Raw genomic sequence first — 11,628 nt, 5'->3', positions numbered from 1 at the left:
TGTCATGACCCGCTTCCACGTCGACTCCGAGGTCGGCCCGCTGCGCCAGGTGATCCTGCACCGCCCCGGACTCGAACTGTCCCGGCTGACCCCGCGCAACGTCGACGCCCTGCTCTTCGACGACGTCCTGTGGGCCAAGCGCGCCCGCGAGGAGCACGATGCCTTCGCCCAGGTGCTGCGCGACCACGGCACCCGCGTCCACTACTTCACCGACCTCCTGGCGCAGACCCTCGATCTCGCCGAGGCCCGCACCTGGCTGCTGGAGCGGGTCATCACTCCGGCCACCGTCGGTCCCGCCCTGCTCGACCCGGTGCGCGAGCTGTGCGCCGGGCTCGACGGGGAGACCCTGGCCGGCTACCTGATCGGCGGCCTGCTGAAGAGCGACCTGCGGCTGGCGGCCCCGCACAGCCTGGTGTGGAGCGCCCTCGACGCCGAGGACTTCGCCCTCGCGCCGCTGCCCAACCACCTCTTCCCGCGCGACACCTCCTGCTGGGTGTACGACAAGGTGTCGGTCAACCCGATGGCCAAGACCGCCCGCCGCCGCGAGAGCCTGCACGCCGAGGCCATCTACCGGTTCCATCCCCTGTTCGCCGACACGGGGTTCGACCCGCTGCTGGACGGGCCCGTCGGCACCCTGGAGGGCGGCGACGTGCACGTCCTCGGCAACGGGGCCGTGATGGTCGGCATGGGCGAGCGCACCACGGCCCAGGCGGTGGAGAACCTGGCCACCCGCCTGTTCGCCACCGGCACCGCACGCCGGCTGGTGGCCGTCCAACTCCCGGCCACCCGCGCCTACATGCACCTCGACACGGTGCTGACCATGGTCGACCGGGATGCGTTCACCGTGTATCCCGGTCTCGCCGACGCGCTGCGCTCCTGGACGCTCACCCCCAGCACCGCACACGACACCGGCTTCGACGTCCGCCCGAACTCCGACCTGGCGACCGCGCTCGCCGAGGCACTCGACCTGGACAAGGTGCGGATGCTGTGCGCGCCGCAGGACGTCCGGGGCGCCGAGCGCGAGCAGTGGGACGACGGGAACAACTTCCTCGCCCTGGAGCCCGGCGTGATCGTCGGCTACGAGCGCAACGTCACCACCAACACCTACCTGCGCAAGCAGGGCATCGAGATCGTCACCGTCGCCGGCGCCGAACTCGGCCGGGGCCGCGGCGGACCGCGCTGCATGAGCTGCCCCGTCGAGCGCGGCCCGGCCGTCTGACAGGCCAGGAGACCACCATGACCGTCGACCTGCGAGGCCGCTCCTACCTGAGCGAACTCGACTTCACCGCCCCCGAGATCCACCACCTGCTCGACCTGGCCGCCGACCTGAAGGCCGCCCGGCGCACGGGTACGGAACGGCCCCGGCTGACCGGCAGGCACCTCGCCCTCATCTTCGAGAAGACCTCCACCCGCACCCGCTGCGCCTTCGAGGTCGCCGCCGCCGACCAGGGCGCCACCACCACCTACCTGGGCCCCGGCGACACCCACATCGGGGCCAAGGAGTCCATCGCCGACACCGCCCGTGTCCTCGGCCGGATGTTCGACGCCATCGAATACCGGGGATCCGCCCACCACCTGGTGACCGAACTCGCCGCACACGCGGGCGTCCCCGTCTACAACGGCCTCACCGACAGCGCGCACCCCACCCAGAGCCTGTGCGACGTCCTCACCATGCGCGAGCACAGCCGCAAACCCCTGCGGGACATCGCCTACTGCTACCTCGGGGACGCCCGCAACAACATGGGCAACTCCCTGCTGTCGATGGGCGCCCTGCTCGGCATGGACGTACGCGTCGCCGCGCCCAGGGAGCTGTGGCCCGACCCCGCCCTGGTCGCCGCCTGCCGGGCGCGCGCCGAGGACAGCGGGGCACGCGTCACCCTCACCGAGGACGTCGAGACGGCGGTACAGGGCGCCGACTTCCTGCACACCGACGTATGGGTGTCGATGGGCGAGCCGGCCGAGCACTGGGGCGAGCGGATCGACCTGCTGCTGCCCTACCAGGTCAACGACAAGACCCTCGCGGCCACCGGCAACCCGGACGTCAGGTTCATGCACTGCCTCCCGGCCCTGCACGACCACGACACCCGCCTCGGCAGGGAAGTGCTGCGCAACTACGGCCTGGACGCGCTCGAAGTCACCGACGAGGTCTTCTCCTCACCCGCCTCGATCGTCTTCGACCAGGCGGAGAACCGGCTCCACACCATCAAGGCCGTACTCGTGGCCACCCTGGAGGACTGAAACCATGCGCATCCTCGTCGCCCTCGGCGGCAACGCCCTCCTGCACCGGGGCGAGCGCCCCGACGCCGCCGTCCAGCGCGCCAACATCGACCGCGTGGCCACGGCGGTCGCCGCTCTCGCCATCGACCACGAGGTCGTCATCACCCACGGCAACGGTCCCCAGATCGGGCTGCTCGCCGTCGAGAGCGCCTCCGACCCGGCCCTGAGCGCGCCGTACCCGCTCGACCTCCTGGGAGCCCAGACGCAGGGCATGATCGGCTCCCTGCTGCTGCGCACCCTGTACAACACCCTGCCGGGGCACCGCGTCGCCGCCCTGGTCACCCACACCCTCGTCCGGGCCGACGACCCGGCCTTCCACCACCCCACCAAGTTCGTCGGCCAGATCTATCCCCGGGAGACGGCCCAGCTCCTGGCCCGCCGGTACGGCTGGCGGATCGCCCGGGACACCACCGGCTGGCGCCGTGTCGTCGCCTCGCCGCTGCCCGAACGGATCGTCGAGACCGACACGATCCACGAACTGCTCGCGGGCGGCACGCTCGTCATCTGCGCGGGCGGCGGGGGAGTCCCGGTCGTCGCCGACCGCGACAGCGGAGAGCTCAGCGGGGTGGAGGCCGTCGTCGACAAGGACCTGACCGCCGCCCTCCTCGCAGAGGACCTCAAGGCCGACTTCCTGCTCGTCCTCACCGACGTTCCCAACGTCTACGAGGACTACGGCACCCCCCGTCAACGCCCCCTGCACGACGCGACCCCCACCTCGCTGCGCCGCGGCGCCTTCCCGGCCGGCTCGATGGGGCCCAAGACCGAGGCGGCGGCCCGTTTCGTCGAGCGCACGGGCGCACTGGCAGCGATCGGCTCCCTGGACGCCGCCTACGAGATGCTGCACGGCCGCGCGGGAACCCTCGTACGCCCGGACCTCCCGGTCGGCTGAACGCATCCGGGCGGGTTCAGGGCGCGAGGGAGAAGTAGCTCTCCTCCTCCTGTGTGAAGTGCAGGCGCAGCACGGTGTTGAGACCGTAGAGGCAGGCCCGCAGGTCGTCGAGCTGCTCGGGGGACAGGGTGCCGTCGGGGCCGGCCAGGGCGAGGTGGGTGGCCACGCGCCGGGCGAGCCGGTCGATCTCGGCGTGCGCGCGGCTCATGGTGGCCGTCGCCTCGGGGCCGCCGAGTGTGGGGGCGAGCGCGGGATACAGCTGGTGCTCCTCGGCGTACTCGTGCGGCAGCAGCCGCTCGGTCAGCAGCCGGTGCACCTCGGCCACCGCGGCGAGGCCGCCCGGTCCGGCACCGTCCGACAGGTGGTCGGCGGCGTCGCGCACGGCGTCGAGGACGTCCCGGAGATCGTCGTGTTCCGCCGCGAAGCGGTGGATGAGGGCCTCCGTCGAGGGCGGCACCACGGGACGGCCGTGCCCGTCGTCGCGCAGTACCCGCAGAGCGTTGAGGATCACGGCGACGTCGATGGCCTCCTGCAGCAGCGCGCCGACGGCCGGCGCGAGCAGCCCGAAGGCGGCCGCGACCATCGCGACCAGCGACAACACCATGCCGCCCAGCGCGCTCTGCACGGCGATGCGCCGCGCGCGCACGGCGATGGCGACCGCGTCGGCCAGACGGTCCACCCGGTCGGTGGTCAGGACGATGTCGGCGGCCTCGGAGGACGCCGTGGAACCCCGTGCCCCCATGGCCACGCCGATGTCGGCGGCCGCGAGGGCGGGAGCGTCGTTGACGCCGTCGCCCACCATCACCGTGACGGCGCGCTCGCGTTCGGCGCGCACCGCGGCGACCTTGTCGGCCGGTGCCAGACCGGCGCGCACGTCGTCCAGACCCAGGACGGCACCCACCTCGCGCGCGGGCTCGGCACGGTCACCGGTGAGCATCACCAGCCGCCGGATGCCGGCCGCGCGCAGCCGACGCAGGGTGCGCGGGGCGTCGGCGCGCAACGGGTCGCGCAGGAGTACGGCGCCGGCCGGATCGCCGTCCACGCAGAGCCAGGCCACGGCCGCCCCGTCGAGAAGCGCCCGGTTGTCCACCGACCGCGCCCACTGCGGCAGTTCACCGCCGTCGTCCCGCCGGCCGATCGTCAACCGGCGTCCGCCCAGCGTGCCGGCCGCGCCCCGGCCGGGTTCCTCCGACACGTCCGCAGGCGTCGACAACCGCAGTCCCCGCTCGTGGGCCGCGTCCACCACGGCCTGGGCCAGGACGTGCGGCGAGTACTGGTCGAGCGAGGCGGCCAGCCGCAGCACCTCGGCCTGCTGCCGGCCGGGCGCGGCCACCACGTCGAGGACGCGGGGGCGGCCGGCCGTGAGCGTGCCCGTCTTGTCGAGCAGCAGCGTCCGCGCCCGGCCCAGGTTCTCCAGCGCCCCGCCGTCCCGGATCACCGCGCCGAGCCGGGAGGCCCGGGACAGACCCGAGACCACGGCCACCGGCGCCGCCAGCAGCAGCGGACAGGGTGTCGCCACCACCAGGACCGCCACCGCGCGCACGGCGGATCCGCTCAGCAGCCAGGCCGCGCCGGCGACCGCAAGGGACAGCGGCAGGAACCAGGCCGCGTACCGGTCGGCCAGCCGCACCACGGGCGCCGACTCAGCCCCGGCCTGTTGCGCCAGCCGTACGATCCCCGCGTAGGTGCTGTCCCGCTCGGTGGCGGTGGCCCGCAGTTCGAAGGCGCCGCCCGCGTTGACCACGCCGCTGCGCACCGTCTCGCCCTGACCCCGCCGCACGGTCAGCGGCTCGCCGGTGAGCGCGGACTCGTCCAGCACGGCCTGCGCACCGGTCACCCGGCCGTCCACGGGCACGACCTCACCGGGCCCCACGACGAGCAGGTCACCGGTGGTGACCTCGGCCGAGGGCACCGTGCGCACCCCGTCCGGGGTCAGCAGCCGCGCCGTGCGCGGCGCCCGCTCCAGCAGGGCGCGCAGATCACGGGAGGCCCGGCGCTGCGCCGTCGCCTCGAGCGTGCGCCCGGTCGCGAGCATCAGCGCGATCAGCGCTCCGGCCAGGTACTCGCCCACGGCCAGCGTGCCGCCGAGGGCCAGGATCGCGATCACGTCGACGCCGCCGTGACCGCGCCGCAGGTCGGCGAGCACCCAGCCGACCGCAGGGACCACGGCGGCGACGGTACCCAGCGCCCAGCAGACATCGGCCAGCTGGGAGGCACCCACGAGGCGGCAGACCCCGCCGACGACGAGCGCGACGGCCGTCACGGCCAGCAGCAGCGGTTCGATCCTCGGCGGCATGAGCAGCGCCGTGCGCAGGCCACGCAGGCGCTTCCTTGCGGTGACTCGGTCCATGACGGTCCTCACTGGAGCGTTCGGTGCGGCTCAGTCGTGCGGGACGACGGCGACGGGGCATGCGACGTGGCGCAGGGCCGCATGGGTGACGGGGCCGAGGTTCCACGCTCGTGCCGAGGGGCGGCGCCTGCGGCCCAGGACGGTCATCAGGGCGTGGGTGGACGCGGCGGGCAGCACCTGCGCCGCGGAGCCCCGGGCGACGTCGTACACGACTTCCGTGTCGGGGAACTTCTCGCGCCACGGTGCCACGGCGGCGGCCAGCCGCCCTTGTTCGTCGGTCATGTATCCCTCGTCGGGGCGGCCGGCGGGCGGATGCGTCACCCAGGACGTCAGGGGCAGCGCCCGGACCGCGCGCAGACGGGCGCCGCGCAGGTCGGCGGTGGTGAAGGCGAACTCCAGCAGCGGGTCGACGGCGGGGCCGGCCTCGGGCACGCCGACGACGACCTCCCGCCGGTCGGCCGTGGCCGGCCGCCGCGGTCCCACCGGCACGGCCGGGTCGTCCGCGCGCACGGTCACGGCGGGGCAGAGGGCCCGGCCCAGGACCTGCAGGCCGATGGAGCCGAGCAGGAAACCGGCCACCGAGCCGCGGCCGCGGGAGCCGAGCACCAGCATCGAGGCCCCCTCGCTCTGCTCCGCGAGGGCCTGTGCCGCGGAGGCCGAGACGAGTTCGGTGACCAGGGTGAGATCGCCGTGGTGATGCAGGAGTTCGGCCTCCATCCGCTGCAGCACCCGTCCGCCGTAGCTCTGCTTCTGCAGTGCCTCCTGGGCGACGGGCACATCGAGCGGCCGGGTGGTCCAGGAGTGCAGCAGCAGGAGGGGCAGGTGCCGGTCGACGGCTTCCTGCGCGGCCCACCACACCGCCGCCGCACTCGCGCTGGAGCCGTCGAATCCGACGACCGCGGGTCCGCTCATCACGCACCTCCGATGCTGGCGCGGCGCGTGCCGCACGTATGCCTCCCCATCTCCAGGCTGGTCGTCCGATCAGCGCGCGACGAGGGCCGGACGGTGTGCGCTCGGGCCCGTACGGCCCACTGCGATCCGGACTCAGGAAGTCGCCGACAGCGGGGCGTCCTGCAGCGCCCGCCACACCGCGCGCCGTGGTGAGGGCGGTCCCTCGGGGCCGTAGCCCAGTCGGAGGACCATCTGGGCGTTGGCGCGTCGCTCGTCCGGCGAGGAGGTCAGTTGCTCGCGCAGGTCGGGCCATTCGACCGCCTGGTGCAGGAGGGAGGCGCGGACGCCGTGGGCGGTGGCGACCAGCAGGACCCGCTCCAGGGCCTGTCCGGCGCGCAGCCAGTCCGTGCGGCGGTCGTGCGTGGTGGACAGCACGGCGAGCGAGGGGCGCTTCTCGAAGGGGCGGGCGGGCAGGACTGAGGGGTGGCGGTGGGCGCCGAAGTCCCGCATGGGGATGCGTTCGTGGTAGTCCTGCGGTCCGACGGCTGTCGGCGGGATCCCGAGCGCGGTGTGGTCCGGTTCCCGCACCCACTGCCGGCTCTCGGCGGACCGGTCCGCGTCCGCCGTGTTGCGCAGTTCGCCTTCGCGCGTCAGCCGCAGTACGCGGTCGACGTCGGCCGGTCCGGGAACGCCCAGCTGGGCCCCTTCGGCGTGTGCGGCTTCGGTGAGTTCGGTGAGCAGGGCGGTGGGCAGGGGCCGGTCCGAGTACGGGAAGCGGCTGCTGTGCCGGTGCCACACGGCCTCGTACAGCTGCGGCGGAGCCGTGGAGCGCGCGGCGCCGGCCAGTCGCACGGTGGCCAGCAGGTCCGGCTCGCCGGGGCGGGGCAGCAGGCGGGTGACGGGCTCCCAGCCGAAGTGGGCGACCGCGAGCCGGAGGTTGAACACCGCGCAGCCCACGGAGACGTGCAGCGCGCGTCCCGCCGGGTCGGCGTGGCGCAGGGTGCGGTGGGGCGCCGCCCGGATCTCCAGCGTGACGGTGTCCGGATCGAGCCGGAACCGCCAGGGCTGGGTGTTGTGGACGGAGGGCGCGGCCACGGCTGCCGAGACCAGCTTCTCCAGGGTCGTGACGTCCAGGACCGTGGTGGTCATGGGAGCCTCCTCCCCGCCTTGCGGCGACCGTGCCGATGGTGACCCCATCCACGGTGGCCCTGGGCGGGTCGGCGGGGGAGGGGCCGTACGGCCTCGGGACCCGCCGGACGGCCCTCCGTGCGTCAGCGGCGCACGGGATGCTCGCCGGCCTCCGGTTGCTCCAGCTGCGAGGCGAGTACCGCGGCCTGCACCCGGCGCTGCACGCCGAGCTTGGCCAGCAGCCGGGAGATGTGGTTCTTGACGGTCTTCTCCGACAGATAAAGCCGCTTGCCGATCTCGCGGTTGGTCAGTCCGTCGCCGATCAGCGTCAGGATCTCGCGCTCGCGCGGCGACAGGCTCGCCAGTTCGGGGGAGAGCTCCGGAGCCTCGGCGGGCTCGGTGCGCAGGCTGCGCATCAGCCGGGCCGTGGTCGCCGGGTCCAGCATCGACTGGCCCGAGGCGACCGTGCGGACGGCCGAGACCAGGTCCGAGCCGCGGATCTGCTTGAGCACATAGCCCGACGCCCCGGCCATGATCGCGTCCAACAGCGCGTCCTCGTCGTCGAAGGACGTCAGCATCAGCACCGCCAGCTCCGGCATCCGGCTGCGCAGGTCACGGCAGACGGAGATGCCGTCGCCGTCCGGCAGCCGCACGTCCAGGACGGCCACGTCCGGACGCACCGCGGGCGCCCGCACCAGCGCGTGCTCGACGTTCTCGGCGTCCCCCACCACGGAGATGTCCGGCTCTGCGTCCAGCAGATCGGCGAGACCGCGCCGGACGACCTCGTGGTCGTCGAGCAGGAAGACGCGGATGGGGTTCTCCGCCGTGAAGGTGCGTGCCTCGCTCATATCGGCCTCTCGTTCCCCTGTGTGGCGGACTACGGGCCGCCCCTGACGCGATCATGACGCGCCGGGGACGGTCGCACTAGGGCCGACCGGCCCTACTGCCGAACTTACGTCGACCAGGTCCGGAAGGGGAACGAGGAAGCTGCAGGGGGATTGTCAGCGCGTGGCCGGGCGTTTGCGGGACAGCTCTGCCGCCGGAGTCTCCTCGCCAAGCTCGAACCGTACGTCCACCACGCCCTCCACAGCCCGCACCAGCCGCGCCGCGACGGGCACCAGGGACCGGTCCCTGACCCGCCCGGCGAGCAGGACCACGCCCTCGTGGACCTCGACCCGCACCGCGGACGCCGGGGCCGGGAAGAGGTAGGCCACCACCTCGCGTCGCACCTCCTCCGCGATGGACTCGTCCTCGCGCAGGAACACCTTCAGCAGGTCGGCCCGGCTGACGACACCCTCCAGCCGCCCGGTGCCGTCCACCACCGGCAGCCGTTTCACCCTGGCCCGGGCCATCGTCCGGGCGGCCTGCGCGAGGGTCGCGCCGGCCTCCACCGTGAGGGCGGGGGCGGTCATCAGCTCCTCGGCGGTGAGCGAACCCGCCTTGGCGAGGTCGGACAGCCGGCGCAGTTGCGTGTAGCGGTCGGGGTCGCTGTCGCGGAACTCCTCCTTGGGCAGCAGGTCCGCCTCGGAGACGATCCCGACGACATGGCCGCCGTCGTCGACCACGGGCAGCGCGCTGACCCGGTGGTCCTGCATGGTCCGCACGATGTCCTTGAACGCGTCCCCGCGGCGGGCGGTGACCACGGAGCGGGTCATCACATCACCGACGATGTGGGGTGCCGTGTGCGGCGTGGTCATCGCATGCTCCCGCTGCCGTAGGGGGCGTACAGGTCCAGCAGGCGGGTACGGGCCGCGCGCAGCCGGTCCGCCACGACCTCGCCCACCCAACGGGCGACGGTCTCGCCGAACGCCGGATCCTCCTTGCACATCTCGCGCACGGCCACGGCGTCGAACTCGAACGCCCGCACGGGCGTCGCCGCCTCCGCGCCGAGGTGCCAGGTGTGCGGAGTGAACAGCCAGGACCAGCCGACGAGGTCGTTGTGCCCGAGGGACTCGATGACGGCGGCCCGGCGGCCGGGTACATGCATGTCCAGCTCGACCGTGCCGGTACGGATGATCCAGAAGCGGTCGGCGTGGCCGCCCTCGTGGAAGAGGCGGGTGCCCTCGGGGATCGACACCTCCCGGGCCACCTTCATCAGCCTCTCCCGGTGCTCGGCGGGCAGCGCCCGCGGCAGGCTGGTCGTGACGGGACCGTTCATGGCTGGCCTCCCGGAGGACGCGTACGGAACTGCCAGTTCCAGCGTGTGCGCCCGGAATGTCAGGGACCATGGGCCACCCGGCCCCAGGCCGGGGCCGTCCGGCTATCGCGTGTCGCTCCACTTCCGGTAGGCCGCGACGGCCGTCGGCAGGGTAGGGAAGATCAGGTTGTCGCCGACCGAGTCGACCAGACCGTAGGCCGCCAGGTCGTCCAGCAGGTCCTGCTTCACCCGGGCCAGGGCGAACACGACGCCCCGCCGCGTCAGTTCGCGGCGCAGTTCGTCCACCGCGTCCAGGGCGGTGATGTCGACCTCGACATTGGCCTCGGTGTTGAGGACGAACCAGCGCACCGGCTCGGTCTGTTCGTCCACGGCGGCCAGCGCGCGCCGCCTGAAGTCCTCGGCGTTGGCGAAGAAGAGAGGGGAGTCGTAGCGGTACACGAGCAGGCCCGGAATGGTGCGGGCGGTCGGGTAGTCGTCGATGTCGTGCATGCCGGCCACCCCGGGCACCAGGCCCTCGACGGCATCGTGCGGACGGGCGACCCGGGTGAGCAGCTCGGCCACCGACAGGCCGACGGCGACGATCACCCCGTACAGGATGTCCAGCGCGAGCACCCCGGCCAGGCAGCCGAGCGCGAGGAGCAGTTCGCGGCGGCGGAAGGAGGCCAGGCGGCGGAAGCCGGCCAGGTCGATCATGCGGGTGGCCGCGTAGACGACGAGCGCGCCGAGGACGGCCGAGGGGGTGCGGCTGAGCAGGGGGCTCAGGAACAGCAGGACGGCGAGCACCAGGGCTCCGGCCACCAGCGAGTACACCTGGCTGCGGGCGCCCGCCGAGGTGGCGAGCGCGGTACGGCTGGCGCTGCTGCTGACCGGGAAGCCGTGCACGACGCTCGCGCCGAGATTGGCCGCGCCCAGAGCCAGGAACTCCTGGTTGGCGTCCAGGACCGCCTCGTCGTCGTGCCCGGTGAAGGCGCGCGCGGTGAGGATGAAGTCGGTGTAGGCGACGAGCAGGACGCCGAGGGCGGGCAGGACCAGATGCGGCACCTCGCCGAGATCCGGGAGGGCGAGGGAGGGCAGGCCCGCCGGGACATCGCCGATGACCTTGATGCCGTACCGGTCGTCCAGGTCGAGGACGGTCACGGCCACCGTGCCCAGCACCACGGCCAGCAGCGGCCCGGGCAGCGTGGGGAAGAAGTGGGACACCGCGAACAGCAGCGCCAGCATGGCGGTGGAGAACAGCACCGTGGCCAGGTGGACCTGCCCCAAGTGCCGTAGGAACGACCACAGTTGGGCGAAGAAGAGCGAACCCTTGATCGGTACCCCGGTCAGTTTGGTCAGCTGGTCGACCACCATGATCAGGGCCACGCCCGCCAGGTAGCCGATCAGCACCGGGCGGGAGAGCAGATCGGCGACGAAGCCCAGGCGCAGCAGCCGGGCCGCCAGACACAGCAGGCCGACGGTCGCGGCGAGGGTCGCGGCCAGCACGGCGTACCGGTGCGCATCGGAGCCCGCGAGCGGGGCGACCACGGTCGCCGTCATCAGAGCCGTCGTCGACTCGGGCCCCACCGACAGCAGCCGTGACGAGCCGAGCAGGGCGTAGAGGGCGAGGGCGGGAAGGATCGCCCACAGCCCGGCGACCGGCGCCAGCCCGGCCACGCCCGCGTACGCCATCACCTGCGGCACCAGATACGCGGCGACCGTGGCTCCGGCCAGCAGATCGCCGCGCAGCCAGGCGCGCCGGTATCCGGCCAGCGCGGCGACACCGGGCAGCAGGCGGCGCCAGGCCGGCGCGGGACGCCCTGTGCTCTGTGACACGGCACTCCTTCCGCAGGGTGCGTACAGGATCTCCCGGCCGCCGCCCCCGTCGTGAACCGACCTGCCGCCGCGGCCCAACAGGCCCGCAGGAAGGGGCCTTTCAGCCCAGCGGCCACCGCCTTT

At 73.4% G+C, this 11,628-nt stretch carries 10 protein-coding genes; 3 read left to right on the top strand and 7 right to left on the bottom strand.

The features are described 5' to 3' along the window. Positions 1–4 precede the first annotated feature (4 nt). Genes ACWCQ1_RS03805 through ACWCQ1_RS03795 form a run of 3 tightly spaced genes read left to right on the top strand, consistent with a single transcriptional unit; the run spans position 5 to position 3,166 of the window. Positions 5–1,219, top strand: coding sequence for an arginine deiminase (locus tag ACWCQ1_RS03805; protein WP_358608287.1), 1,215 nt, complete (start codon positions 5–7; stop codon positions 1,217–1,219). 17 nt (positions 1,220–1,236) lie between these two features. Beyond that, entirely contained in the window at positions 1,237–2,238 is a 1,002-nt protein-coding gene (argF, locus tag ACWCQ1_RS03800; protein WP_358608284.1) for an ornithine carbamoyltransferase, read from the top strand. A gap of 4 nt (positions 2,239–2,242) precedes the next feature. After that, positions 2,243–3,166 carry a carbamate kinase gene (locus ACWCQ1_RS03795; protein ID WP_133045287.1) on the top strand — a complete coding sequence of 308 codons (924 nt, stop codon included), beginning with the start codon at positions 2,243–2,245 and terminating at the stop codon, positions 3,164–3,166. A gap of 16 nt (positions 3,167–3,182) precedes the next feature. On the opposite strand, the gene ACWCQ1_RS03790 is transcribed toward ACWCQ1_RS03795, so the two are convergent. The 7 genes from ACWCQ1_RS03790 to ACWCQ1_RS03760 form a co-directional block, all read right to left on the bottom strand. Further along, entirely contained in the window at positions 3,183–5,516 is a 2,334-nt protein-coding gene (locus tag ACWCQ1_RS03790) for a heavy metal translocating P-type ATPase (protein WP_358608280.1), read from the bottom strand. A 30-nt stretch (positions 5,517–5,546) separates the two neighbouring features. Then, positions 5,547–6,428, bottom strand: a complete 882-nt coding sequence (locus tag ACWCQ1_RS03785; protein ID WP_358608277.1) for a universal stress protein — start codon at positions 6,426–6,428, stop codon at positions 5,547–5,549. Between the two features lie 132 nt (positions 6,429–6,560). Further along, positions 6,561–7,556: an Acg family FMN-binding oxidoreductase gene (locus ACWCQ1_RS03780; RefSeq protein WP_451025755.1), complete on the bottom strand. Its 996-nt coding sequence runs from the start codon at positions 7,554–7,556 to the stop codon at positions 6,561–6,563. A gap of 122 nt (positions 7,557–7,678) precedes the next feature. After that, positions 7,679–8,383, bottom strand: a complete 705-nt coding sequence (locus tag ACWCQ1_RS03775) for a response regulator transcription factor (RefSeq protein ID WP_358608271.1) — start codon at positions 8,381–8,383, stop codon at positions 7,679–7,681. 153 nt (positions 8,384–8,536) lie between these two features. After that, positions 8,537–9,232, bottom strand: a complete 696-nt coding sequence (locus tag ACWCQ1_RS03770; RefSeq protein WP_451025754.1) for a CBS domain-containing protein — start codon at positions 9,230–9,232, stop codon at positions 8,537–8,539. Continuing rightward, entirely contained in the window at positions 9,229–9,693 is a 465-nt protein-coding gene (locus ACWCQ1_RS03765) for a cyclic nucleotide-binding domain-containing protein (protein WP_358608266.1), read from the bottom strand. The genes ACWCQ1_RS03770 and ACWCQ1_RS03765 overlap by 4 nt, the downstream gene beginning before the upstream one ends. Before the next feature lie 102 nt (positions 9,694–9,795). Continuing rightward, the gene (locus ACWCQ1_RS03760; RefSeq protein ID WP_451025753.1) at positions 9,796–11,505 is read right to left on the bottom strand and encodes a SulP family inorganic anion transporter; all 1,710 of its coding nucleotides are present in this window, start codon (positions 11,503–11,505) and stop codon (positions 9,796–9,798) included. Positions 11,506–11,628: the final 123 nt, after the last annotated feature.

Source organism: Streptomyces sp. NPDC002144, assembly GCF_053593695.1.
The sequence above is the reverse complement of the archived record's forward strand: the minus strand, read 5'-3'. Positions and strand labels throughout refer to the sequence as shown.

Coding starts and splice junctions, on each gene's coding strand:
- ACWCQ1_RS03805 (WP_358608287.1), top strand. CDS start 5: ATGACCCGCTTCCACGTCGACTCCGAGGTCGGCCCGCTGCGCCAGGTG.
- argF (WP_358608284.1), top strand. CDS start 1,237: ATGACCGTCGACCTGCGAGGCCGCTCCTACCTGAGCGAACTCGACTTC.
- ACWCQ1_RS03795 (WP_133045287.1), top strand. CDS start 2,243: ATGCGCATCCTCGTCGCCCTCGGCGGCAACGCCCTCCTGCACCGGGGC.
- ACWCQ1_RS03790 (WP_358608280.1), bottom strand. CDS start 5,516: ATGGACCGAGTCACCGCAAGGAAGCGCCTGCGTGGCCTGCGCACGGCG.
- ACWCQ1_RS03785 (WP_358608277.1), bottom strand. CDS start 6,428: ATGAGCGGACCCGCGGTCGTCGGATTCGACGGCTCCAGCGCGAGTGCG.
- ACWCQ1_RS03780 (WP_451025755.1), bottom strand. CDS start 7,556: ATGACCACCACGGTCCTGGACGTCACGACCCTGGAGAAGCTGGTCTCG.
- ACWCQ1_RS03775 (WP_358608271.1), bottom strand. CDS start 8,383: ATGAGCGAGGCACGCACCTTCACGGCGGAGAACCCCATCCGCGTCTTC.
- ACWCQ1_RS03770 (WP_451025754.1), bottom strand. CDS start 9,232: ATGACCACGCCGCACACGGCACCCCACATCGTCGGTGATGTGATGACC.
- ACWCQ1_RS03765 (WP_358608266.1), bottom strand. CDS start 9,693: ATGAACGGTCCCGTCACGACCAGCCTGCCGCGGGCGCTGCCCGCCGAG.